This window comes from Mycobacterium kyorinense (genome assembly GCF_001672775.1).
GTDB lineage: Bacteria > Actinomycetota > Actinomycetes > Mycobacteriales > Mycobacteriaceae > Mycobacterium > Mycobacterium kyorinense_A.
The window spans coordinates 18,671-41,243 of sequence record NZ_LZKJ01000158.1 but is presented as its reverse complement, the minus strand read 5'-3'; the positions used below and the strand labels follow the sequence as shown (position 1 = coordinate 41,243).

The 22,573-nt window shown below is 65.6% G+C and carries 25 protein-coding genes; 9 read left to right on the top strand and 16 right to left on the bottom strand.

What is annotated here, in order from left to right; all coding sequences use genetic code 11:
• Positions 1-112: 112 nt before the first annotated feature.
• Positions 113-601, bottom strand: a complete 489-nt coding sequence (locus A5707_RS17550) for a MarR family winged helix-turn-helix transcriptional regulator (protein ID WP_065015727.1) — start codon at positions 599-601, stop codon at positions 113-115.
• Positions 602-703: 102 nt separating this feature from the next.
• On the opposite strand from A5707_RS17550, the gene A5707_RS17545 reads away from it, so the two are divergent.
• Positions 704-1,675 carry an NmrA/HSCARG family protein gene (locus tag A5707_RS17545; RefSeq protein ID WP_065015726.1) on the top strand — a complete coding sequence of 324 codons (972 nt, stop codon included), beginning with the start codon at positions 704-706 and terminating at the stop codon, positions 1,673-1,675.
• 16 nt (positions 1,676-1,691) lie between these two features.
• On the opposite strand, the gene A5707_RS17540 is transcribed toward A5707_RS17545, so the two are convergent.
• The 8 genes from A5707_RS17540 to A5707_RS17505 all read right to left on the bottom strand — a co-directional run bounded on the left by A5707_RS17540 (position 1,692) and on the right by A5707_RS17505 (position 8,958).
• On the bottom strand, positions 1,692-2,192 hold the full coding sequence (locus A5707_RS17540) for a MarR family transcriptional regulator (RefSeq protein ID WP_065015725.1): 501 nt from the start codon (positions 2,190-2,192) through the stop codon (positions 1,692-1,694).
• A 39-nt stretch (positions 2,193-2,231) separates the two neighbouring features.
• A complete protein-coding gene (locus A5707_RS17535) occupies positions 2,232-3,245 on the bottom strand; it encodes a pyridoxal phosphate-dependent aminotransferase (protein ID WP_065015724.1) in 1,014 nt (337 codons plus the stop codon).
• Positions 3,245-4,258 (bottom strand): 3-oxoacyl-ACP synthase III family protein, encoded by a 1,014-nt coding sequence (locus A5707_RS17530; protein ID WP_065015723.1) that lies wholly within the window; start codon positions 4,256-4,258, stop codon positions 3,245-3,247. Before A5707_RS17530 ends, A5707_RS17535 begins: the two co-directional genes overlap by 1 nt.
• A 32-nt stretch (positions 4,259-4,290) precedes the next feature.
• On the bottom strand, positions 4,291-6,030 hold the full coding sequence (locus A5707_RS17525) for a thiamine pyrophosphate-binding protein (protein ID WP_082969527.1): 1,740 nt from the start codon (positions 6,028-6,030) through the stop codon (positions 4,291-4,293).
• A gap of 59 nt (positions 6,031-6,089) precedes the next feature.
• On the bottom strand, positions 6,090-6,755 hold the full coding sequence (locus A5707_RS17520) for a hypothetical protein (RefSeq protein ID WP_065015721.1): 666 nt from the start codon (positions 6,753-6,755) through the stop codon (positions 6,090-6,092).
• A 146-nt stretch (positions 6,756-6,901) separates the two neighbouring features.
• Positions 6,902-7,639, bottom strand: a complete 738-nt coding sequence (locus tag A5707_RS17515; RefSeq protein ID WP_065015720.1) for an anti-sigma factor family protein — start codon at positions 7,637-7,639, stop codon at positions 6,902-6,904.
• A gap of 67 nt (positions 7,640-7,706) precedes the next feature.
• Positions 7,707-8,240 (bottom strand): sigma-70 family RNA polymerase sigma factor, encoded by a 534-nt coding sequence (locus tag A5707_RS17510; RefSeq protein ID WP_082969526.1) that lies wholly within the window; start codon positions 8,238-8,240, stop codon positions 7,707-7,709.
• A gap of 106 nt (positions 8,241-8,346) precedes the next feature.
• Positions 8,347-8,958 (bottom strand): TetR family transcriptional regulator, encoded by a 612-nt coding sequence (locus A5707_RS17505; RefSeq protein WP_197495355.1) that lies wholly within the window; start codon positions 8,956-8,958, stop codon positions 8,347-8,349.
• Positions 8,959-9,078: 120 nt separating this feature from the next.
• Between A5707_RS17505 and A5707_RS17500 the strand changes: the two genes are divergently transcribed.
• Positions 9,079-9,354, top strand: coding sequence for a sigma factor-like helix-turn-helix DNA-binding protein (locus A5707_RS17500; RefSeq protein ID WP_065015718.1), 276 nt, complete (start codon positions 9,079-9,081; stop codon positions 9,352-9,354).
• 8 nt (positions 9,355-9,362) lie between these two features.
• On the opposite strand, the gene map is transcribed toward A5707_RS17500, so the two are convergent.
• From map to secY, 3 genes are read right to left on the bottom strand one after another with little or no spacing between them, the layout of a single operon-like run.
• Entirely contained in the window at positions 9,363-10,157 is a 795-nt protein-coding gene (gene map / locus A5707_RS17495) for a type I methionyl aminopeptidase (protein WP_419866439.1), read from the bottom strand.
• Positions 10,158-10,159: 2 nt separating this feature from the next.
• Positions 10,160-10,711 carry an adenylate kinase gene (locus A5707_RS17490; RefSeq protein ID WP_065015716.1) on the bottom strand — a complete coding sequence of 184 codons (552 nt, stop codon included), beginning with the start codon at positions 10,709-10,711 and terminating at the stop codon, positions 10,160-10,162.
• Entirely contained in the window at positions 10,708-12,033 is a 1,326-nt protein-coding gene (gene secY / locus A5707_RS17485) for a preprotein translocase subunit SecY (RefSeq protein WP_065015715.1), read from the bottom strand. The genes A5707_RS17490 and secY overlap by 4 nt, the downstream gene beginning before the upstream one ends.
• Positions 12,034-12,239: 206 nt before the next feature.
• Here secY and A5707_RS17480 point away from each other — a divergent pair, with 206 nt between their 5' ends.
• On the top strand, positions 12,240-13,142 hold the full coding sequence (locus tag A5707_RS17480) for a class I SAM-dependent methyltransferase (protein WP_065015714.1): 903 nt from the start codon (positions 12,240-12,242) through the stop codon (positions 13,140-13,142).
• Here A5707_RS17480 and A5707_RS17475 read toward each other — a convergent pair.
• On the bottom strand, positions 13,126-14,475 hold the full coding sequence (locus A5707_RS17475; protein WP_065015713.1) for a xylulokinase: 1,350 nt from the start codon (positions 14,473-14,475) through the stop codon (positions 13,126-13,128). The two genes, A5707_RS17480 and A5707_RS17475, sit on opposite strands and share 17 nt — an antisense overlap.
• Before the next feature lie 21 nt (positions 14,476-14,496).
• Between A5707_RS17475 and A5707_RS17470 the strand changes: the two genes are divergently transcribed.
• A complete protein-coding gene (locus A5707_RS17470; protein WP_065015712.1) occupies positions 14,497-15,477 on the top strand; it encodes an NAD(P)-dependent oxidoreductase in 981 nt (326 codons plus the stop codon).
• Positions 15,474-16,130 carry an L-fuculose-phosphate aldolase gene (locus A5707_RS17465; RefSeq protein ID WP_065015711.1) on the top strand — a complete coding sequence of 219 codons (657 nt, stop codon included), beginning with the start codon at positions 15,474-15,476 and terminating at the stop codon, positions 16,128-16,130. The genes A5707_RS17470 and A5707_RS17465 overlap by 4 nt, the downstream gene beginning before the upstream one ends.
• A 4-nt stretch (positions 16,131-16,134) precedes the next feature.
• Here the strand turns inward: A5707_RS17465 and A5707_RS17460 are convergent, their stop codons facing one another.
• The 3 genes from A5707_RS17460 to A5707_RS17450 are packed head-to-tail and all read right to left on the bottom strand — an operon-like array spanning position 16,135 to position 20,074.
• Entirely contained in the window at positions 16,135-16,524 is a 390-nt protein-coding gene (locus tag A5707_RS17460) for a type II toxin-antitoxin system VapC family toxin (RefSeq protein ID WP_065015710.1), read from the bottom strand.
• Complete coding sequence (locus A5707_RS17455; RefSeq protein ID WP_065015709.1) at positions 16,509-16,748, bottom strand: hypothetical protein; 240 nt, start codon at positions 16,746-16,748, stop codon at positions 16,509-16,511. Before A5707_RS17455 ends, A5707_RS17460 begins: the two co-directional genes overlap by 16 nt.
• A 41-nt stretch (positions 16,749-16,789) precedes the next feature.
• Entirely contained in the window at positions 16,790-20,074 is a 3,285-nt protein-coding gene (locus tag A5707_RS17450) for a helix-turn-helix transcriptional regulator (RefSeq protein ID WP_419866438.1), read from the bottom strand.
• A 142-nt stretch (positions 20,075-20,216) separates the two neighbouring features.
• Here A5707_RS17450 and A5707_RS17445 point away from each other — a divergent pair, with 142 nt between their 5' ends.
• The 4 genes from A5707_RS17445 to A5707_RS17430 all read left to right on the top strand — a co-directional run bounded on the left by A5707_RS17445 (position 20,217) and on the right by A5707_RS17430 (position 22,565).
• A complete protein-coding gene (locus tag A5707_RS17445) occupies positions 20,217-20,423 on the top strand; it encodes a CopG family transcriptional regulator (RefSeq protein ID WP_065015708.1) in 207 nt (68 codons plus the stop codon).
• Complete coding sequence (locus tag A5707_RS17440; protein WP_065015707.1) at positions 20,420-20,803, top strand: type II toxin-antitoxin system death-on-curing family toxin; 384 nt, start codon at positions 20,420-20,422, stop codon at positions 20,801-20,803. The genes A5707_RS17445 and A5707_RS17440 overlap by 4 nt, the downstream gene beginning before the upstream one ends.
• A gap of 206 nt (positions 20,804-21,009) precedes the next feature.
• Positions 21,010-22,263 carry a cytochrome P450 gene (locus A5707_RS17435; protein ID WP_065015706.1) on the top strand — a complete coding sequence of 418 codons (1,254 nt, stop codon included), beginning with the start codon at positions 21,010-21,012 and terminating at the stop codon, positions 22,261-22,263.
• Positions 22,260-22,565, top strand: a complete 306-nt coding sequence (locus tag A5707_RS17430) for a hypothetical protein (RefSeq protein ID WP_065015705.1) — start codon at positions 22,260-22,262, stop codon at positions 22,563-22,565. The genes A5707_RS17435 and A5707_RS17430 overlap by 4 nt, the downstream gene beginning before the upstream one ends.
• Positions 22,566-22,573 lie beyond the last annotated feature (8 nt).

The following is a 22,573-nucleotide window of genomic DNA, read 5'->3' as shown; positions in this document are numbered from 1 at the left end:
GTTCAACGCTTACGCACCGACCACCAAACCAACCTTCAACCACCACGACACGCGGCCGCTTGACATAGGAGCAACACGCTCGCGGCAAGGGTGCCGTCGTCCCCTGGATCGTTCAACGGCCACGGATTTCGGGCGGACAGTCGGTTTTCTGGTGTTCCTCGATGGCGGCGATCACGTCGTCGGAGGCCTCACGGAAAGCGGCGAGACGTTCGGGGCCAAGCACGTCGATGAAGAACTTCCGTACCCGGGCGGCGTTGGCCGGGGCGCTGGCTTTGATGGCGTCGCGGCCGGCCTTTGTCAATACGACCTCCGGGTAGCGCGCATTGCACGCTTCCCTGCGGACGAGGCCGCGTTTCTCCATCCGGCTCAAGTGATGCGACAGCCGACTCTTTTCCCATTGAGTCGCCTCGCCCAGTTCTACCGGGCGCATCCGCCCTTTCGGCGACTCGGACAGATTGACCAGAATCTCGAAGTCGGAATCTGATAACCCGAACTCGCGCTGCAGGTGACGCTCCAGATGCCGCTCCAGCAGATGCCGCATCTCCACAAAGCTGCGCCACGCCTGCTGCTCGTCGTCACTGAGCCACGGTTGGTCTGGCATCTGCCCATCCTATCCGATTCGGTTGACATATCAACCAGGCCGGGTAATATCTGCCATGTTGGTTGACGCATCAACCTAAATTGGCTCGAGTAAGGAGTTGCTATGACAGGACAGAAGCTGATCGCAGTCGTCGGGGCTACCGGATCGCAGGGCGGCGGGCTGGCGCGGGCAATCCTGGCTGAGCCCGATCGCGGGCTCACGGTGCGGGCGTTGACCCGGAACACTCAATCCGGCAGCGCACAGGAACTAGCGCGGGCTGGCGCCGAGGTCGTGGAGGCCGACCTCGACGACGAGAAGAGCATGCGCCGTGCATTCGACGGAGCCCACGGCGCGTACGTCGTGACGAACTACTGGGTCGACCGGACCCCGGAGCAGGAGGCCGAAAGGACCCGGGGCGAGATGGAACTGGCGCAGGCGGAGATCGCCGCGCGAGCCGCCCGTGACGCCGACGTCGCGCACGTGATCTGGTCGACGCTGGAGGACACCCGCGACTTCTTCGGCGACGACGAACGAGTGCCGAACGCCGAAGGCCAGTACAAGGTTCCCCACTTCGACGCTAAAGCTGAAGCCGACGAGCTTTTCGTAAAATACGGTGTCCCAACGACATTCCTGCGAACTGCGTTCTATTTCAACAACATTGCCGACGGCCTGGGATTGGCGCGCGACGCCGGCGGCCAGCTGACCCTGACCCTGCCGATGGCCGACCAGCTGCTGTCCGGCATCGCCGTCGACGATATCGGCAAGGCGGCACTAGGCATCTTCAAGCGCGATGCGGCGCTTATCGGCAAGACGGTCAGCATCGCTGGTGACCACCTGACCGGTGACCAGTATGCGGCGGCGTTAACGGAGGTGCTCGGCGAGGAGGTCGCGTATCGCCCGCTCGATTGGGACCTATACCGCGCCTTGGGTTTCCCCGGGGCCGTCGAAATGGGCAACATGTTTCAGTTCTATGCCGAGAATTCCCAGCGGTTCGTCGGTGATCGCGATCTTCACCGGGTGCGGGAGTTGAATCCCCAACTACAGTCGTTCCGCGACTGGCTGGGGGCGCATGTCAACGAAATCGCCGTGCCCTGAGTGCCTCCGCTGGGCATCAAAAGTCGCCGGCGTTGTGCCGCAGCGTCTCGATCGATGACACCAGGGCCTGTGCGTCGGCATCCGACATTCCGATGTCGACGAAGACCTGCTTGTTGAGCGTGACGGTGGCATCCTCGACCGTCGAGCGGCCCAAGTCGGTGATCTGCACCAACGTGGTCCGCCCGTCGGTCGGGTGCGGTACCCGCTGCACCAGCCCGCTGGCTTCCAGCCGCCGAATCGCATGGGTGACGCTGGTGACATGAACCTGCAGCCGGTCGGAAGCCTTGGTGATCGGCAGCGCGCCGGTGCGGGTGAACGCCAACAGGCGCAGTAACTCGAACCGGGAAAAACTCAGGTCATAGGGGCGTAATGCCGTCTCGACGCGGGCGAGCAGGATCTGGTGGGCTCGCATCACCGAGGTCACCGCGACCATGCCCTGAGCCACGTCGCCCCATCCGGCACGCTCCCAGTTGGTCCGCGCCGCAGCGATCGGATCACGGTTATCGGAGGCGGCCACGCCCCTTCTTACCGCACTTCGACGCGATCGCGCCGACTTTCATACCGCGGCCAGCACCGCCAGCGTCGACTCTCGAGCGCCGACGGTGATGCGCGCGCCGCCGTCGGCGTAACAACGGATCTGCAGTGCGCCGCCCGCCAACACTTCGCGCCACGGCCGACCCCTCGACGGCAGGTACAAGAAGTTGGCATGTGAGTCGGTGCTATAGATGCCCACCGCGGATAGCCGCATCCGCAGATACCGGCGTTCGGCAGTGATGAGCCGGATTCGCTGGAGCAGTTGGTCTTCGGCGTCATAGGACGCGGCGACGGCCGTCAGGCTGGTAATTGCCATGCCGAACGGCAGCTGGCTGGTCCACAATGTCCCGATGAGCTCAGCCGACCCGAGTCCGTAACCGATCCGGAGGCCGGCCAAGCCGTATGCCTTGGAGAATGTCCGCACCACAACCACATTCGGGAAACGTGCGATCAACATCGCCGCATCGATCCGGTGCTCGGCGGCGGCGAACTCGATATAGGCCTCGTCGAGCACGACGATCGTGTCCCCCGGCACCCGGCGCAGAAACTGCAGCACGTCGGCGACGGATTCCATGGTGCCGGTCGGGTTGTGCGGCCGGCACAGCACGGCGACCCGGGCGTTCACGGCGGCATCGGCAAAGGCGTCCAGGTCGTGGTGCCCGTGCTTGTCGAGCGGGACGAGCACCGGACGCAGCCGTGCGATCTGCGCGAAAATCGGATACCCGTCGAACGTCGGCGCAGCCATGACGATGGAGTCGCCCGGCGTGGTCATCGTCTGGAGCACCTGCATCAGCACACCGGTTGCACCGGCGCCGAGCACCACCTGGGCCTCTACCACCCCGATATGTCTGGCGATCACCCGACGCAGCTGCTGCGGCAAAAACTCCGGATACCGGTTGGCCGCATCGATCGACCGGATCAACGCCGACCGCACCGAAGGCAACGGCGGGAACGGATTCTCGTTCAACGACAAGGCAAGTGGATCGACTGGATTCGGCAGCGCCTCACCGAACACCGGGTTCGCCACGGCCGGCATCAGCCGCGTCCGCCCCAGCGGACCGCCGCGGCACCGGCAAAGTCACCCGCGTGTGCAAACGCTGCCATCAGCACCACGTCACCGGCCGCGAGCTGTCCGCCACTGATCGCGCGATCGAGGTTCACTGGGATGGCGGCGCCGAACAGGTTGCCGCACTCATCGAAGGTATCGAGGTGTTTCGCGGTCGGCACCTCGAGCGCGTCACGCCAATTCCGCAAGAACACCCGATTGGGTTGGTTGGTGACGAGCAGACCGATATCCTTGGCCGCCAGACCGATTCGATCACAAACTGCCAACGCCACTTCCGGGACCTGGCGGTTGCCGCGGGCAAGCACCTTGGCGATCTTGCTGTCGGTGAAACCGATGCAGCCTTCGCCGGTGCCGGGCTGCCAGTACTTGCGCGGCGGGTCAACGGTGTATGTCATGTCGCCGGCATATTCGCCGTAGGTGCGGCACTCCGCGTCGAGGATGGGCGAGTCGTCCGACACCGTGACCAGGCCGACCGCGGCACCGTCGCCGGGAACTGACGCCTGCGCCTTGCCGCGTACGGCGGGCTGGTCGAAAACCTGACCCGCCGCGTTCTGGGCGATCGCGATGAGCGCTGTGCGTCCTGCACCGGTAGCCAACAGTTGGCGAGCCACCTTCAGCGCCAACACGAACGCGGCGCACCCACCGTTGTGCAAGTCCAGCACCCACGACGGCCGCATGCCCAACCGGTGCGCGACGCCGCCGCCCATACCGTAAAACGGCATGTCCGGCAGTTGGGTATGGGTAATCAGCACGTCGACGTCTTCGACGGCCTCCTGGCCGTGCCGTTCTATCAGCCCGGCGCAAGCCCGCTCGATCATGTCGATCGCGGACTCTCCGGGTGCGACGTGATGGCGGAACTTCGGCGCGCGAAACATGAGATTGTCACGCAGCTCATCGGACTCGCTGAACTGTGCGTAGTAATCCGCGCTGATCGGCTCTCCGGGCAGATACGTTGCAACGTCGGTAAGGCTGACTTGATTCATAGTGGGCTCATCTCATATCGGACTGGTGATCGCTACGCGCTGGCAGCGACGCGCGTGCGGTCCTCTTTTGCGGTATCTGGCTGAGCGCCGGGCATCGCGGCCGAGGCAGGCCGGAGAAACGGTGCAAACGGCGGAATTTCGTCAGCCGCGCATTCGATGCTGACGACCGTCGGCCCGTACACGTCCATCGCCGCATGCAGCGCCGCGACGAAACCGGCCTCGTCGGCCACATCGACAGAAGCCAGTCCGGGGAACATCGCCGCCAACCCCGCTCCGAGTCGGCTTGGCGCGAACCGGTTGTAGCTGTAGCGATCGTCGTAGAGCAGCTGCTCGCGGGTCACGCACATGGCGTGAGCGTTGTTGTTGAACAATACAAACGTCACCGGGAGCTGATATTGCACAGCGGTGTGCACCTCCATGCCGTGCATGAAAAATGCGCCGTCGCCGGCAATCACCACCACGCGCCGACCCGGCGCCCTGGCCTTCGCGTGGCCGAACGCCATTCCGATCCCGGCACCGAAGCTGTAGCCCATGCCCCCCATGCCGAGTGCCACCGCGAACCGGCCGTTGCGCCGCACCGGCACATGGTGGATGGCGGCCGCGCCGGTGTTACCCGCATCGACGACAATGTCCGCCCCGTCAGGCAACACCCGGTCTAGCACGTGCATCGCGGTGCGATAACGCAAGCCCGGCCCATCGAATACCGGTGGGCGCAATTCCGTGCGGGGCACTACATCTGGCACTCGCACACCGCTGGGTCGCCCGGACCCGGTCAGGGTGCTGGTCAGCATCCGCAACGACGCCCGCAGATCGTCGGTGTGCACGTGGGTGCATGCCAGGTACGGCGGCGCGGACCCGATCGATAGGGTGCGTACCCCCTTGAGCGCATCGCCGAGACCGGCGCGTGCGGTCACCGGCAGCCGGCTTCCCACGATCAAGCACAACGCGCTGCCGGCTACTGCACCGGCCACGCCGGGATGCCCCATCACGCCGGTGACCCCGAGCAACGACGACGAGCCGAAACCGGGTGTTCCGGCGACGTCTTTGGCATCTGGCACACAGGCCACACGCGCTCGCAGTACCGCTCGCAACCACTCCAATTCGGCTCGGGCGTCATCGCGGGCCACCTGCTCGCCGGCGATGATCGTGATCTGCCCGGTCACCCGGCGTAGCGCGCGGGCGATGGGGTGTGGGTCGCCGATGGCCCGGGACGGCACAACAGCAGTGGCGTGGCCGTTGGTCCGCGTTTCAGCCTGCTGAATGTCTTTGGGCAGCAACAACACCGCCGGGCCACCTGTGCGCGCTGCTGCGACGGCGGCCGGCAACGCTGCGACGATGTCGCCGGGGGTCTGTATCCGCTGACAGAACACCGACACCGCGGAGAAGACGGCCTGCGCGTCCAGTGTGCCGTTGCAACCGCTGGTGTCCTGGAAGCTGCCCAGTCCGTCCATCGCCGTCGCCGGCTGGCCCACCAGCGCCAATACCGGCACTCGGCTGGCCAATGCTTCGCCGAGGCCGGGAACAAGGTTCAGGGCGCCGCCACCGGATGTGGCTGCGACCACCGCGAGGCCGTTCCCGCCGCGGCTGTATCCGTCCGCCATTGTGGCAGCGGAGAACTCATGCTTGGCCACCACCGCGGTGATCTCTGCACTGAAGAATGCTGCGTCATAGAGGTCTTCGATGTTGGCGCCGTCCACTCCGAAGATGTAGTCGATTCCGGCCCGCGAGAGGTACTCGACGATATAGTCGACGACCCGGTGCTTTGTTGACATGCCGTGTACACGACTCATCGGTGATGCGGGTTCACCGCGCCGAGCAGTTCACGGCGAACTCACATCATCCAGGCCGGTGTGATGGGGAGGCCGTTGCGGTAGCGGTATTCGGCGATTGCCTTGAGGTTCTTCAGTTCCAGCAGGTGTCCGGCGCCGAACATGTCCCAGAAATCGCCGACCCATACGGGCCGTTGTGGCGGCGCGGTCTCGGGATACGGGTTGTGGTCGTAAAACGGGTGGTGGCAATTGGTCCACAGCACAACTGAACCCGGCTTGTCGAATACCAGTTGCGCGTCGACCACGCGCATCAAGTAGATCATCCACAAGTGCGTGCCCTGGTCCCACGCGCAGTGGTAGTCGACCGTGCGGGCTCGTTTGTCGACCCTTGTGCGGGTGTAGATCTCGGTCTCTGAACCGAGCCGATCGTGCGCGAGCCAAAGACCGGGTTCGTCGGTGGGGGTGAAACCTCGCAGACTGTACGTCCATTCCTCCAGACTGCGGGTGTCCGCCATGTAGTCGAACAGGTCGTCGGGTGGGCAGTCGATGTAATCGTTGACGGTGCAGTACTGCCCGAAAACCTGATCGTGCGGATACACCGACCGCATCATCTCCATGATGAGCGGGGTCGCCGTCGCTCTAGGGCTGGTCTCGATGCGGATCACCCCGTCGATGGGCTCGGTAGTGCCGGCGTGGGTGGCGATATCGTCAAGTGCGGGCAGCGACATGGGTCCGGTTCTCCTTGAGATCGGCGGCGGCATCGACGATCTCGTCGACCCCGAGCGCCACGACGGCTCACCTGACTCGTGGCGATGCCAATAACACGACGGGGACGTGACGAGAGTTCAACCGGCGGCCGAAGTTTCGCCGGGACTTACAGCGCGCGCTCCAACAAAATCTGGCCGCCGTCGGCGGCAACCACCTGCACAGCGGCGATCTGGTCCACCGGCATCGAGGTGCTGGCCGCGGGCGTGGCGGTGTAACCAGGTTCTGCAACCCACGTCGCCAACCTGGTGCGGCTGCCGTCGCGGCCGACCACCACCATGGCCAGCGTGTCGTGGTGGGCGTACACCGGAGCCAGGCAGACACACTTCATGTCGATGTAGGTTCCCCACCGCTGACTGCTAAGCGACACTGTGGAACTCAGCGCCGTTGTCCCGACTTGGGCCATCGGTTGGGCTGACACGGTGGCCGTCGGCGACGACGCCGGTGGATGGCCGGCAACGCCGACCAACACGCCGATCGCCAGCACGACGGCCGCGGCCGCAGAGGCCGCCCAGGCCATCACCCGGGTGCGGTTGCGCCGTCCGCGAACAACACCCAGCAATGACGGCAGCACGTCCGCCGACATTTCCGGTGCTGTCGGGTCGGCTTGACTGATCGCGGCTACCTCGCCGCGTTCGAGTTGCGACAGCAGCGCCGGCATCCCGCTGAGTTCGGTGACCGCCTCCCGGCATGCTACGCAGTCGACCATGTGTGCCTCGAATTCGCGCCGGTCGGTAGCCGACAGTGAGCCCAACACGTAGGCGGCGTCCCACATCGCGTAGCGGTGGTCACCGTCTGCGCCTAGTCCGCCGTCACTGAGCGGGCCGAGTCCCCGTAGCGACCTCATCGCGTCACCCCATCTCCAGCCACTATCAAGTATTCGCTGTCAAAGCCTGTCCGGATGGTTCGTGACATCATCGCGTCACTCCCATCTCTTGCAGCGTGAGCCGAAGTGTTCGTACCGCGTGGTGTAGGCGCGATTTCACGGTTCCTTCCGCGATCTGCAGGTCGGCTGCGATCTGCGCGGTAGTCCATCCCCAGTAGTAGGAGCGCTCGATCACGGCCCGGTGGTCGGCCGAGAGTTGGGCCATTGCATCGCCGATCAGCAGCCGGTCCAGCGCCGCGTTCACCTCGTCTGGCGACACCTGTTCGGGCGTGGCGGTGTCGTCGAATGAGCCGACGACGTGACGGAACCGTGCGCTGCGTCGTTCGTCGATGATCATGTTGCGGGCGACGGTGAACAGCCAGGCCCGGGCCGACCGCTCAGTGTCACCGACCACTTCCGGATGCTGCCATGCCCGCAACAGGGTCTCCTGGACAACGTCTTCGGCACGGCTCGCGTCACCGAGCAGCCGTAGGGCATAGCGCCACAAGACGGCGGCGTGCTCGTCGTAGAGCGCCTTCATCAGGGCGGCTTCTGGCTCCGCCGTGCCGGCGACACGGGCCACTCGATCACCTCCTGCTAGGTATACGAGTCGAGCGCCACCTCAGTTCACAGCGGGACGGCCCGCCGCGGCCGCCTGCACGCTCGCCTCGAAGGGCAGGCGACGGTGATCACGAGGTGACGGCGCCCAGTAAGGCCGACAGCGTCGTGTGGATTTGCTGGACGGCGTCGTCGACGGTGGTGTTCATCGGTTGCAGGAGATGGCTGAAGGTCAACCGGACGTCGACCTCGACGATCGAGTCCAACTGCCGGTCGATCGCAGCCGGAAGGTCGTAGAACTCACGGACAGCGGTCGCGATTGCCTTCATCGCACCGGCCCAGATTGGCGTGGGTCCCGTTGTCAGCAGTGGGGTCAGGCCGGTGTCTCCGTCGCGGGCGCGCGCCAGGTTCGCCTTGACCAGGGCATCCTCAGCGCCGGCGCGCAGGGTGAACGCAGCGCCGGCGGCCAGACCAGCGGCGATGTCGTCGGGGTGCGCCCGCATCGCCGAAATCACCCCGGTGATGAACCGTTCGGTCTCCCGTCCCACCAGGGCCTTACCGAGCCCCTGCTTGGCGCCGAACTCTTTGTAGAGGACTTGGCGGCTGACGCCGACCATGGCGGCGATTTGCGACATATTCACCGCGCGCCAGCCTTCTGCGCAGACGAGCGCATACGCGGCATCGAGTACTCGGTCCCGCAGCAACTGACGGACCTCGGCCTGAAAGTTCAGCGCATTGGACACACCTCGGAGCATATACGACAAATCGTCACATAATGTCGTGATTGACACACTTTATCGATGGATGTATACATCACATACAACTGTGCGTTGTGTGTAATCAGCCAGGCTGGAGTCAGGGCGATGAAGTGTCCACGATCGGAGTTGGCGCGGCGGGTCGGGTGGCAAGCCGCGACTGACGCCGGCTCGGACGCAAACATGGTCCGGGATGCGGTGGCGCAGTTGTCCGACCGGCACCGCGCGATGATCTACCGATCCCACTACCTCGGACGGACGACAACCCAGATCGCGGCCGAATTCAGTACCGACGACGACGCCGTCAAGCACGAGCTGCATCACGCGCTGCGCGCCTTGCAGACGACCCTGCGGAGTGCCTCCGACCGGCCGCGCGTGCGGTAAACGACGCGTTAGCCGACGGTCAGGATGCGGGGCCCGTCCTCGGTCACCGCAACGGTGTGCTCCCAGTGCGCAGCCCGCGATCCGTCGGCGGTAGTGACCGTCCACTCGTCGTCGAGCACCTTGGTTTTGCGAGTGCCCAGAGTGAGCATCGGTTCGATCGCCAACACCGATCCGACGGCCAGCAGCGGACCGCGTCCGGGAGCTCCTTCGTTGGGCAGGAAGGGGTCCATGTGCATTTGCCGTCCGATGCCGTGACCGCCGTAGCCCTCGACGATGCCGAAGGCCCGGCCATAACGGGCTTCGGCGGCGTGGGTGGCGCTCTCGATGGCGTGCGAGACGTCGGTGAGCCTGTTGCCGGCAACCATGGCCGCGATCCCGGCGTTCATCGACTCCCGGGTCGCTTGGGAGAGCACTTCGTCGGCGGGGATGAGCTGCCCGACGCCGAAGGTGATCGCCGCGTCGCCGTGCCAACCGTCGAGGATGGCGCCGCAGTCGATGGACACCAGGTCGCCTGCGGCCAGGATCTCGGTGGCAGACGGGATGCCGTGCACCACCCGGTCGTTGACCGACGAGCAGATCGACGCCGGGTATCCGTGATAACCCAGGAACGACGGCGTGGCGCCGGCGTCGCGGATCACCGATTCGGCGATTTCGTCGAGATTCAGGGTCGATACCCCGGGCGCGGCGGCCTTTCGCACCGCGCCCAGCGCGGCGGCCACCACGGCGCCCGCGGCGGCCATCGCGTCGAGTTCACCGGAGCTGCGCTGCGGCACGACCTTGCGACTGCGCAGTCCGCCGATCACGGTTATTTACCCAGCGCCTGCAGGGCGCGGGCGAACACTTCGTCGACGGTGCCGACGGCGTCGACGGTTTTCAGTTCGTGCTCATGCTGGTAGTAGTCCAGCAACGGCGCCGTTTCGTCGCGGTAGACCTTCATCCGGTTGTGGATGATCTCTTCGGTGTCGTCGGCTCGGCCCCGGCCTTCGAGCCGCTCGAGCAGCACCTCTTCAGACACCCGGAATTCCAGCACCGCATCGAGCGGGGCTCCTCGCCGTTCGAGCATGTCGTGCAGCGCCCTGGCCTGCTCCACCGAGCGCGGGTAACCGTCCAAGATGAACCCGGAGGCCGCGTCGGGCTGGTCGATCCGGTCTTCGACCAGCGCGTTGGTCAGCTCCGAGGGCACCAAGTCGCCGGCGTCGAGGTAGCGCTTGGCCTCCAAGCCGAGTTTGGTGCCCTCGCTGATATTGCGGCGGAACAAGTCGCCGGTGGAGATCTGCGGGACCCCGAATTTGTCGGCCAGCTTGACGGCCTGGGTGCCCTTGCCCGCGCCGGGCGGTCCGAGCAAAACCACTCTCACTTCAGGAACCCTTCGTAGTTGCGCTGCATGAGCTGGCTCTCGATCTGTTTGACGGTGTCCAAACCGACGCCGATCATGATCAGGACCGCGGTGCCGCCGAACGGCAGGTTCTGTACCTGTCCGGTATTGCCGATCTGCAGGAACAGGTTCGGCAGCACCGAGATCACACCGAGGTAGATCGAACCGGGCAACGTGATGCGGCTCAACACAAAGCGCAGGTAGTCAGCGGTCGGCCGGCCGGGCCGGATGCCGGGGATGAAGCCACCGAACTTCTTCATCTCGTCGGCACGTTCGTCGGGGTTGAAGGTGATCGACACGTAGAAGTACGTGAAGAAGATGATCAGCCCGAAGTAGATCGCGATGTAGACCGGGCTGGCCGGGTCGGTGAGGTAGTTGCCGACGAACTTGTCCCACCAGCTGTTTCCCGCACCGCCGGTGCCGCTGCGGACCAGCTGGGTGATCAGATGCGGGATGTAGATCAGCGACGACGCGAAGATGACCGGGATAACGCCGGCCTGGTTGACCTTGAGCGGCAGATACGTCGAGGTGCCGCCGTACATCCGCCGGCCCACCATGCGTTTGGCGTATTGCACGGGGATGCGGCGCTGGCCCTGCTCGACGAACACCACGCCGACGATGATGATCAGGGCGGCCACGCACACTGCCGTGAAGATCACGCCGCCGCGGCTGTCCAGGATCGATTTGCCCTCGGCCGGAATCCGGGCGGCGATACCGACGAAGATCAGCAGCGACATGCCGTTGCCGATACCGCGTTCGGTGATCACCTCGCCCATCCACATCACCAGCGCCGCGCCGCCCGTCATCACCAGCACGATGACGACCAGGGTGAAGATGCTCTGGTCGGCGATTATGTCGAGGCTGCAGCCCTGCAGCAGCCCGCCGTTGGCCGCCAGCGCCACGATGCTGGTGGCCTGCAAGATGGCCAGCGCGATCGCCAGGTAGCGGGTGTACTGCGTCATCTTGGCCTGGCCGGACTGGCCTTCCTTGCGCAGTTCCTCAAACCGTGGGATGACCACGGTGAGCAGCTGCACAATGATGCTCGCGGTGATGTACGGCATCACCCCGACGGCGAACACCGTCAACTGCAACAGCGCGCCGCCGGAGAACAGGTTGATCAGCGAGTAGATTTGTGCCGCTTCCCCGCCGCTGACCTGCGCAATGCACTTCTGCACGTTCGGGTAGTTCACCCCGGGCGACGGCAGCGACGCGCCGACCCGGTAGAGAATGATGACGCCGATCGTGAACAGGATCTTCCGTCTCAGGTCGACTGTTCGCAGCGATGAGATGAAAGCCGAAAGCACTCTTCCTCCTGCGCAGCCGGGCTCGGGTCGCGGCATGCCAATGGGCTGGTCTCGCCAGCAACGGGTTGTCCTGTATTACGCGCCGACCCGCAGGCCAGAATATGCGCGTCAAGCAGTCTACGAGAGTAACAGCGCAGGCAGCGAACGCCCGCAAGCAGGCGTACAGTTTCGGTGGCTCATTACGTTGGCTAATTATCAGGAGAGCCGTGACACGCAGCGACAGTGACAGCTGGGATCTGGCGTCGAGTGTGGGAGCGACGGCGACGATGGTCGCCGCGGCCCGCGCACTGGCTAGCCGAGAGCCCGAGCCGCTGATCAACGATCCGTTCGCCGACCCGCTGGTGCGGGCAGTGGGCGTCGAGTTCTTCGCCCGGCTGCTCGACGGTGAGATCGAGGTTCCCGGCGCCGACGATGACCCGCAGTTCAACCTGCAGCGGCTCACGCAGGTGATGGCAGTGCGCACCCGCTTCTTCGACGAGTTCTTCACCGACGCCGGCGCCGCGGGGATTCAGCAGGCGGTCATTCTGGCCGCCGGTCTGGACTCGCGCGCTTACCGGCTGGTCTGGTCCGACGGCACCGTCGTCTATGAAATCGACCAGCCCGAGGTGGTCGAGTTCAAGACGTCCACGTTGGCGAAACTGGGCGCCCGCCCCACCGCTGAGCGCCGGACTGTGCCCATCGACCTGCGGGACGACTGGCCGGCCGCGTTGCGCCGCAGCGGGTTCGACGAGAGCAAGCCGACGGCGTGGAGCGCCGAAGGTCTGTTGCTGTACCTACCGCCGGAGGCGCAGGACCGGCTGTTCGACACCGTGACCGCGCTCAGCGCGCCGGGCAGTCGGCTGGCGACCGAATACCATCCCGACGGCCCGCCGATGCTCGACGAACGCGCCAAAGCGATGAACGAGCATTGGGGCAAGCATGGTTTCGACGTCGACCTGTCCTCGCTGGTATACCGCGGCGAACGCAACCCGGTGACCGATTATCTGACCGAGCACGGCTGGCGGGTGTCGACACGCAGCCGCGCCGACCTCTTCGCCGACGCTGGGCTCGAGTTGCCGGCCACGCCGATGCCCACCCAAAACACGCTGGCCGTCACTGCCGTTCGATAGTCCTGGACGGGCGGTCGGCTAGCTCCAGGAAACGGTGGTAGCGCTCGTCGGTGGCGCTCGTCCATGCCGGGTCGGGTTCGACGACACACTCGGTGCTGGCCCATCGCGCGGCGTCGGTCATCGACGATTCCAGGCCGACGGCCAGCCGGGCCAGGAACGCCGCGCCCAGCGCAGCCCCCTCGGCGACCGCTGAGACGTGCACCGGCAGGCCCGTGGCGTCGGCGACGGCCTGCATCCACGGTTGCACGCGGGTGCCGCCGCCGGCCGCCACGATGCGCGACGCCGCGGCGCCGCTGCGTTCGACGAGCTGACGGACGACGAAGCCGGAGGCCTCGTAAGCGGCCCGTCGCAGTGCCGCGGCGTCGTGGGTGAGATCCAGCCCGTCGAGCACCGCGCGGCGGTATGGATCGTGGTAGGGCGTACGCTCGCCACGGACATAGGGTGACCACACCGGAACTCGCTGCGGCGCAGCGGTTTTCGGATCGCCGGGTCGTAGGATGCGGTCCACCCAGTTCAGGAACAGCCCGCCGGCGTTGCTGGGGCCGCCGATCTGGCTCTTTCCCGTCGCGGTGTGCGGAATCGTCCACAAACCCGGCACTTGCCGCCACTCGGGAATCGTCGTCCACACGATCAGCGTCGTGCCGCACAGCACCAGCACGTCGCCGTCGGATTCGGCGCCGGCCACCAGCTGCTCGCACAGCGCGTCGATGGCCCCGACCGCCAGCACGGCGTCGGTGCCGCTCACGTGCGCCGCCGCCGCGCCCGGAGCGTCCACCCGCGGCATGTGGTGGGCGCCGGCGCCGCATTCCGCGCATGCGTGCTCGTTCCAGCCGGTGCCGTCGAAAAGCGGAAGTGTGGTGTAGGCGGTCGCGAAATCGACGACGGCGTCGCCGGCCAGCGCGTGGTTGGCCACCGCCGGCGCGGGCCAGTACCCGGCGGCTTCGGGCGCCTGGGCTGCGGTCCAGCGCAGGAACTCGGCCGCCTCTCCGGTCGGCGGAAACGAGGTGTCGGGCACCGGGACCCGGCCGCGGCTGTCGCCGTAGAGCAGGCCGGGGGTGATCGGCCGACCGGTCGCGTCGACCGCGGTCAGCGACGGCACCATCGCCGAGACCGCGACCGCTCGGGCGCCGTTTGCGGCGAGTTTTTTCAAGGCGGTTAGCGGGCCGCGCCGCCACGCCTCCTCGGCATCGTGCTCCAGCCGGTCGGGGGCCGGCACGCGAAGCTGATGCGGAATGCGTGCCCGCGTTATCACCCGGCCCTTCTCGTCGGCGGCCACCGCTTTGACCGCGGTGCTACCGATGTCGATGCCGATTGTGACCTCTGCACGTGACACGGGCGTCACCGTACGCCAGCATTGGCAGTCGTGACGCGTGCTTTGGTGACGGCGCCACTGCGTGGCGAGGGTTTCGACAAGTTGCGACGGCTGGTCGATGTGGTCTACGACCCGTGGATCGACCAGCGGCCGCTGCGCATCTACACCGCCGAGCAGCTGGCCGAGCGGATTTCCGCTGAGGGCGTCGATATCGTTGTGGTGGAAAGCGATTCGGTCAGCGGCCCGGTGTTCGAGCTCGGCTTGCAGGCGATCGCCTCCACCCGCGGCGACCCGAACAACGTCGACATCGCCGGCGCCACCGCGGCCCGTATTCCGGTGCTCAACACGCCGGGACGTAACGCCGATGCGGTCGCCGAGATGACGTTGGCGCTGCTGTTCGCCGCCACCCGCCATGTGCTGACCGCCGATACCGACGTACGCGCCGGAGAAGTGTTCCGCGACGGCACGATTCCCTATCAGCGGTTCCGAGCCTGGGAACTCGCGGGCTTGACCGTGGGGCTGATCGGCCTCGGCGCGGTCGGCCGCGCGGTGCAATGGCGGCTGACCGGATTGGGCATGCGGGTGATCGCGTACGACCCGTACAACGACGAGGCGCGCCACAGCCTCGACGAGCTGCTCGCCGAGGCCGACATCGTCTCGCTGCACGCGCCGGTCACCGACGACACCACCGGGCTGATCGGCGCCGAGCAGTTCGCCGCGATGCGGGACGGCGTGGTGTTCCTCAATACCGCGCGAGCCCAGCTCCATGACACCGATGCGCTGGTCGAGGCGCTGCGCAGCGGCCAGGTCGGAGCCGCAGGGCTGGATCACTTCGTCGGGGAATGGCTACCTGTTGACCACCCGCTGGTGAGCATGCCGAATGTGGTGCTGACACCCCATATCGGCGGCGCGACGTGGAACACTGAAGCGCGACAGGCGCAGATGGTCGCCGACGACCTGCAAGCGCTGGTGTCCGGCCAGCGACCGGTGCATATCGTCAACCCGGAGGTGCTAGGACCATGAGGTCCGTCGAGAACCCGGAAGCCGCGGTGCTGGCGGCCGCCAAGGACATGCTGCGGCGCGGCTTGGTCGAGGGGACCGCAGGGAACATCTCGGCGCGACGGGCGGACGGCAATCTGGTCATCACTCCGTCGTCGGTCGACTACGCCGAGATGACGCTCGACGATCTGGTGCTGGTCGATCCGGAAGGCAACGTGCTGCAGGCCGCCGAGGGGCGATCGCCGTCGACGGAAATGAAGCTGCACCTGGCCTGTTTCAAGGCTTTTGACGACATCGGCAGCGTGATCCACAGCCATCCGGTGTGGGCGACGATGTTTGCCATTGCGCACCAGTCGATTCCGGCCTGCATCGACGAGTTCGCGGTGTACTGCGGCGGGGATATCCGCTGCACCGAGTACGCCGCGTCCGGCACGCCCGACGTCGGCGCCAACGCGGTCAAGGCGTTGGAGGGCCGCGCGGCGGCGCTGATCGCCAACCACGGCATGGTGGCCGTCGCACCGCGCCCGGACAAAGCGCTGCACGTCACCGCACTTGTTGAGCGCACCGCCCAAATCGTCTGGGGTGCACGAGCTCTCGGCGGTCCGGTGCCCATCCCGGAGGACGTCAACGCCGGATTTGCCGGGATTTACAGCTATTTGCGCGCCAATCCGATATAGCCGGTTAGCCGACGTCGAATAGTCGCAAGCCCGCCACCCGATCGAAGTGCTTGCGGTTGCGAGTCGCGAACGGCAACTCGAAGTTCAAACAAATACCCGCCTGCAAACAATCCGCCATGCCGATATCTTGGCCGGCCGCCCGCAGCGTTGCGGCCACATCCCCTGCGCGTAACGCACTAACCGGATCCAGCGGAAAAGCCCGTGAACGTACCAAGCGGAGAATGTCGTCGCGGCCAGCCAAGAAGTCCGTACCGACGCGCAGTTCGAACGCGGTTATCGCGGTCACCCGAAGGCGGTGGTCAGCAATCAGCTCGCGCACCAGCGGTACTCCGGGCCCCTTGCCGCGGAGAAAATCGACGACGAGATCCGTGTCGACAATTACGAGGCCCGCCATCGAGCCCTTACGTCATTGATGCGCGACTGCACCTCTCGTGTCTCGGAGTCCGTGAGCGTGCCTTCGAGACCCAACAGCAGGTCTGTCTCGTTGGTGTTCAAACTCCCCAAGTACGCATCCAGCGCCTCCTGGACGAGTGCCGAGAAACCGCGAACTCCGCGGCGCTGAGCGATTGCACTGAGCGCGCGATGCTGCTGATCGGTAATCTCCACGGTTGTCCGCATGCATGCATGTTAACACATGCGGATGCTGCGACGGACGTCGATCAGGCGCGGCGGGCTGCTTCTTGGGCCAGTTGCATGCGTGAGGTGAGGCCGAGTTTCGTGTAGACGTGGGTCAGGTGTGCTTGCACTGTGCGCGGCGATATGAACAGCCTTGTGGCGATGTCTTTGTTGGCCAGGCCTTCGCAGACCAGCCGCACCACCTCGTACTCGGCGGGCGTTAAGGACGCCCACCCACTGGTCGGCCGCCGCCGTTCGCCGCGACCACGCTGTGCGTAGGCAATCGCCGCCTCCATGGATAACGCTGCACCCTCCGCCCATGCGGCCCCAAACTCCGTGTCGTCCATCGCGTCGCGCAGCGCTGCAACCGATGATTCATAACCGGTTTGATGAACCTTGAGCCGCACCATCCCCATGCGCCGCCGGAACGCCTCGGCCGCACCGAAAAGACGGGCGGCTTGTTGACTGTCGACGCTTCTGACGAGATCGGCAAGGCACTCGAAGATGTCGGCAAGGTGTAAATACACCCCGCAGCTGACGCTGCGGGCGAGCGCATCATGGGCGTCGCGGTCCGCTTCTTCGCGATCGCCTTCTGCAACTGCGATCCGAGCACGGGCCAATAGAGCCACGACCAGGTGCCATCCTGACGCCAGCGAAACGGCTTCCTCGACCCAACGGCGCGCCAGCACCAACTCTCCTTCCGCCCGCGCCACCTCGACGGCGTTGAAGGCACGCGCGGCCACGGCCATCTGGGGTTGGACCACAATGAGGTGTTGCCAGGCCCGGTCGCTCGCGAGATGGGCTGCGCTGATGTCGCCGGCCGCCAGCGCGGCCGTCGCCGCTGCCACATGACTCATCCCCTGGAAGTACTCATCTAGACCCAACGCGGCCTCGAGTGCCATGTCGGCCGCGGCGTGGGCCGCATTGATGTCACCCTGATGTGCCAGCGCAACACCTAGTCCCATCCCTGCGAGCGGTTTGAGAAACTCGTCGTGATCGGCTTCGCACTCGGCGGCCACGTTCCGGAATCCCGCAACGGCGGCGCCTACCTCGCCTTCCATCAGCTGCGCAAATGTGACGCAGAGACGGCACATCCGCGAGTTGGGCCGATCACCGATCGCATCGGCGAGATCGCGCCCTTCTTCGCCGGCCGCGCGGGCCGCGATCGGATCGCCAATGTTGACTCCGGTGTTGGCCTGCCAGGCCAGGATCTGGCTCAGGCTCCACCGATCATCCAACTGCTGGGCGAAAGCCATCGCTTCCGCGAAGTACGCTCCGGCTGCCTTGCCGTTGTATCTGCTGCCGGTGATGAAGCCACAGGCAGTCAGCGCCCTCGCCAGCAGGGCCGGGTCATCGAGTTCGCGGGCGATGGCCAGTGCGCGCTCGGCCCGATCGACGCCGTCGTCGACCCACATGTTCAACACTGCCGTGTCGGTGAGTGCACGGGCGCGTACCGCGGCGGGCACCTCGAGATCGTTCAAATCGTTCTGGGCGACAACGGTATCGAACCACGCCCGGCCTTCTAAAAAGCGCCCGCGTGTCATCCAAAGCCGCTGCAGCGACGACGCCAGCGACAACGCGCGCTCGCTGTTCGATGTCTCCAGATTCCATCCCAATGCGCTGCGTAGGTTGTCCATCTCGACTTCCGTCTGCTCGAGTCGTTGCCCGTAGTCGGTCCGGGCCGGTGCGTCGAGCAGGGCGGCCATCGACGTGTAGTAGTCGCAGTGCCGAGACCTGACGGCGTCGGCTTCGCCGGACTCCCCGAGTTTCTCCAGCGCATATTGGCGCACTGTTTCCAGCAAGCGGTATCGTGTTGTGCCGCTGGTACTTTCGGCGACCACCAACGACTTGTCGACTAGCAGGGTGAGTTGGTCGAGAACCTGGTAGCGCTCCACCCCGTCGGCTCCGGCGACGGCACGGGCGGCATCGAGGTCGAAGCCCCCCAGGAATACGGCCAGTCGGCGGAACAGAACGCGCTCGGTGTCGGTGAGAAGGGCGTGCGACCAATCAACCGAGGCGCGCAGGGTTTGCTGTCGGCGCACGGCGATGCGAGAACCGCCGGTCAAGAGACGGAACCGGTCGTGCAGGCTGTCGACGATCTCCGTCAGCGACAGCGTGCGCACTCGCGCGGCCGCAAGCTCAATCGCTAACGGCATACCGTCCAGGCGTCGGCAGATCTCGCTAACCGCGGCGGCATTGTCGTCGTTGACGGTGAAGTCGGCGCGGGCCAAGCGGGCACGATCGGCGAACAACTCGACGGCGTCGTCGGACAGCGACAGCGAGGGCACCTGCCAGCCGGCTTCCCCCATCACGCCGAGCGGCTCACGGCTGGTGGCAACCACGGTTACCCTCGGCGCGGCGGCAAGGAGCGCAGCGACCAACGAAGCGGACGAGTCGAGCAGATGTTCGCAATTGTCCAGCACCAGCAGCATATTGCGATCGCGAAGATGCTGCTGCAGCGTGTCGATGGTCGACCGGCCGGGCTGATCGGGCAGCCCAAGGGCGCGCGCTGCGGTGACTGGCACGACATCGGGATGGGTGATCGGCGCCAAATCGACGTAGCAGATCCCGTCGGCATATTCCTCGGCGAGCGCTGCGGCGACGTGCATGGCCAGGCGTGTCTTGCCCGCTCCGCCGGCTCCGGTAAGGGTAACCAGGCGATTATTGGCCAGCGCCTCGCGTAAGTTCTTGATCTCCGCGTGACGCCCGACAAAACTCGTGAGTTGGGCCGGAAGATTGTGGGAGGCAAGGGCCTTGTGCGTTCGTAGCGGCGGGAATTCGTTGCGCAGGTCCGGATGACACAGCTGCACGACCCGCTCCGGCCGGGGCAGATCGCGCAGTAGGTGGCTGCCCAGGTCGGTCAATGAGACATCGGCTGCGAGCTGATCGACGACGAGCAGCTCGGTCGCGCCCGACAATACGGTTTGGCCGCCGTGCGCCAAGTCCCGCAACCGAGCCGTGCGATTGATCGTCGGCCCGATGTAGTTGCCCTCGTCGCGCAGCCGCACCTCGCCGCTATGGATGCCGATCCGCAAGCGGATCGGCGCGAGCGGTGCCCGTTGCAAATCGAGTGCGCAGGCCACCGCATCGGAGGCGCGCCCGAACGCGATCACGAAGCTGTCGCCCTCGCCCTGCTCGACCGGCCGGGCACCGTCATGGGTGGCAATGGCCTCCGACACGGCCTGATCGAGCCGCGCAATCGCGGCGGCCATTTCGTCAGGCTGGGTTTCCCACAGCCGCGTCGAACCCTCGACGTCGGCCAGCAGCAACGTCACCGTTCCGGTCGGCAGCTCGCTCACACCAACGTCGCTCCAGTCAGTTTGGCTCATGTTAGCCAGCATGCGGCGACGCGTACGGCGGAACATCAGCGAAATCGCTAATAGTTGCCGCGTTGTATGCGTACGCGGATTGAGCTTCGCCCATCGCTGGCCGTAGCTGAAGACCTTGGTATCACTCCGGTATCATGCGAGTATGGGTATGACGCTGCGCACCAGTGCCGAGCAAACCGAAGCGCTGCGCAAACAGGCCGCTGCCGAGGGGCGGTCGATGCAGGCCGTCGCGCTCTCGGCCATCGACGAATACATCGCACGGCGGGCGCACAAAGCCAAGGTCGCGACGGCGCTGGAACGGGTGCTGCGCGAGGAGGCCGGGGTCCTGGAGCGTCTCAAAGACGCATGATCGAGTACCTCGATCTCGACGACCTGCTCGACATTGCGCGTCAGGCCGGCGGGGCCGACGCCGCAGTCCGCGATTACGGTTTGTTCGAATCCGCTCTGGCACGCCCCCGCGCATCGGTGTTCGGTCAGGACGCTTATCCCGATATCCACCTCAAGGCGGCAGCGCTGCTGCATTCTCTGGTGCGAAATCACGCGCTGGTAGATGGAAACAAGCGAACGGCATGGACAGCCTGCCGGACGTTCCTCGCGATCAACGACCAGTGGATCAGCGCCCCGGAGGATGACCGCTTCGAATTCGTCATCCAGGTTGCCACCGGCGCACTGGCCGATCTCGGCAAGATCTCCGAGCAGCTGCGCGCCTGGAGCTACCGCGAACGCTGAATCACCACGTCCGCGTAAATCTACGACCCCAGCGGCGAAAACCTACGCACGCTGGCCGATGGTCTTCGGGCGCTGCGACCAGATAGTCGAAGTGTCCGAGTACCGGCCCTAAAAGACAGGTAGTCCGCTACGCGTGTGGTGCGCGGCGGCAACGCCAAGACTTTGTGGGGCGACGGTACTTCACCGACGACCTTGGGGAGCGTGCCATGACGATCGCGATTGACCGAATCACCTACCCGAGCGTCTTTGATGCCGGCCTGCCCGAGATCGACTATGACCATTGCCAGAGCCCCGACGACGCTCACGAAATCATCTGTCAAGCACGGCAACGGGCCCCGATCGCCATTGGTACCCACGGGCCGGAGCTGCTGACCTATGAACTGGTCCGAAGTGTGCTGCGCGACCCGCGATTCCGCGTGCCGCAAGGTATGTTCCTTGCCTCCCAAGGTATTACCGCCGGCCCGTTATGGGAGCGGATGGCGGCCAGCCTGATCAGCCTCGACGGGGCCGAGCACCACCGCCTGCGCCGGCTGGTGTCCAAGGCCTTCACACCGCGAGCCACGATTCGGCTGCGCGAAACGATACTTGACGTGATCACCGGACTGGTTGACCGCTGCGCCGACAACGGCCACTGCGATGTGGTCACCGACATAGCCCGCCAGTACCCGATCCCGATCATCTGCGCTCTGCTGGGCGCACCAACCGAGGACTGGGAGCTGTTCTCCGAGTGGACCGATGACATCTTCAAGGTCTTCAGCTGGGACGTCGCCGCCCACCAGCGGGACATTTTGGCAGCGTGGGACGAACTCGACATCTACATCGATGGCATGGTCGCCCGTCGCCGCCACACCCTGTCCGACGACCTGATCTCCGAGCTGATTCGCGCCGAGGACGGCGATGATCGGCTCAGCGCCAGTGAGCTGCGGATGATGGCAGCGGGCTTGCTGATGGCCGGGACCGACACCACGCGAAATCAGCTGGCCGCATCAGTGCACGTTCTCTGCGATCACCCCGACCAGTGGGCATTGCTCGGCAGCCATCCCGAGCTGGCAGCCAACGCTGTCGAGGAGACGATGCGCCACTCCCCGATCGCCTTTGGCGCCTTGCGCATTGCGCTCGAGGATGTCGAGCTTGCCGGAGTGGTGATCCCTGCCGGCACACTCGTCATCGCCAACACCGCCGCTGCCAACCGTGATCCGGCTGTTTACGACGATCCCGTCCGGCTCGACATCACCCGCGAGAGCGCTCCAGCGATGCAGACATTCGGCGCCGGTATGCACTATTGCCTGGGCGCAAACCTGGCCCGTCTTGAACTCGCCGAAGCCCTGACCGTCATGACGTGGCGGATGCCCAACGCGCGGCGCACCGGCCCGGCCCCATGGAAGCCGCTGACAGCGTTGAGCGGACCGCTCACGCTGCCCATCGAATTCGACACTGAGCAGCGGAAGGACCTGCCATGAACATTGTTGGCGGCAACTCCGCGGTGGCCAGCCCCGCCGCGACAACAAAGAAACATCTCCGCGCGGCGCCGACGCCGGTCCTCATCAGCGAGCACGAGGTTGTCTTCGGCACCGCGGCAGCGGTACCGGTACGGCCCAACACTGTTCATTGGTGGTCCGAAGCGGCCGGTATCGTCCGCGCCGGGATGCACCGACTGTCTCTCAGCGCGACACCGAATGACCGCCAACCGCGCCGGCCCTACCCGAAGCGCTACGGATTCCTTGAGCGCTCCTGCATGGGACGCGAGATGCAGAGGCTGTGAGCGCATTT

Excerpts from the sequence above, each read along its gene's own strand:
- A5707_RS17545 (WP_065015726.1), top strand. The coding sequence starts at position 704 with ATGACAGGACAGAAGCTGATCGCAGTCGTCGGGGCTACCGGATCGCAG.
- A5707_RS17535 (WP_065015724.1), bottom strand. The coding sequence starts at position 3,245 with ATGCCGGCCGTGGCGAACCCGGTGTTCGGTGAGGCGCTGCCGAATCCA.
- A5707_RS17445 (WP_065015708.1), top strand. The coding sequence starts at position 20,217 with ATGGGTATGACGCTGCGCACCAGTGCCGAGCAAACCGAAGCGCTGCGC.
- A5707_RS17515 (WP_065015720.1), bottom strand. The coding sequence starts at position 7,639 with ATGAGGTCGCTACGGGGACTCGGCCCGCTCAGTGACGGCGGACTAGGC.
- A5707_RS17430 (WP_065015705.1), top strand. The coding sequence starts at position 22,260 with ATGAACATTGTTGGCGGCAACTCCGCGGTGGCCAGCCCCGCCGCGACA.
- A5707_RS17520 (WP_065015721.1), bottom strand. The coding sequence starts at position 6,755 with ATGTCGCTGCCCGCACTTGACGATATCGCCACCCACGCCGGCACTACC.
- A5707_RS17525 (WP_082969527.1), bottom strand. The coding sequence starts at position 6,030 with ATGTCAACAAAGCACCGGGTCGTCGACTATATCGTCGAGTACCTCTCG.
- A5707_RS17460 (WP_065015710.1), bottom strand. The coding sequence starts at position 16,524 with ATGGCGGGCCTCGTAATTGTCGACACGGATCTCGTCGTCGATTTTCTC.
- A5707_RS17450 (WP_419866438.1), bottom strand. The coding sequence starts at position 20,074 with ATGAGCCAAACTGACTGGAGCGACGTTGGTGTGAGCGAGCTGCCGACC.
- A5707_RS17465 (WP_065015711.1), top strand. The coding sequence starts at position 15,474 with ATGAGGTCCGTCGAGAACCCGGAAGCCGCGGTGCTGGCGGCCGCCAAG.
- A5707_RS17440 (WP_065015707.1), top strand. The coding sequence starts at position 20,420 with ATGATCGAGTACCTCGATCTCGACGACCTGCTCGACATTGCGCGTCAG.
- A5707_RS17435 (WP_065015706.1), top strand. The coding sequence starts at position 21,010 with ATGACGATCGCGATTGACCGAATCACCTACCCGAGCGTCTTTGATGCC.
- A5707_RS17455 (WP_065015709.1), bottom strand. The coding sequence starts at position 16,748 with ATGCGGACAACCGTGGAGATTACCGATCAGCAGCATCGCGCGCTCAGT.
- A5707_RS17500 (WP_065015718.1), top strand. The coding sequence starts at position 9,079 with ATGAAGTGTCCACGATCGGAGTTGGCGCGGCGGGTCGGGTGGCAAGCC.
- A5707_RS17530 (WP_065015723.1), bottom strand. The coding sequence starts at position 4,258 with ATGAATCAAGTCAGCCTTACCGACGTTGCAACGTATCTGCCCGGAGAG.
- A5707_RS17550 (WP_065015727.1), bottom strand. The coding sequence starts at position 601 with ATGCCAGACCAACCGTGGCTCAGTGACGACGAGCAGCAGGCGTGGCGC.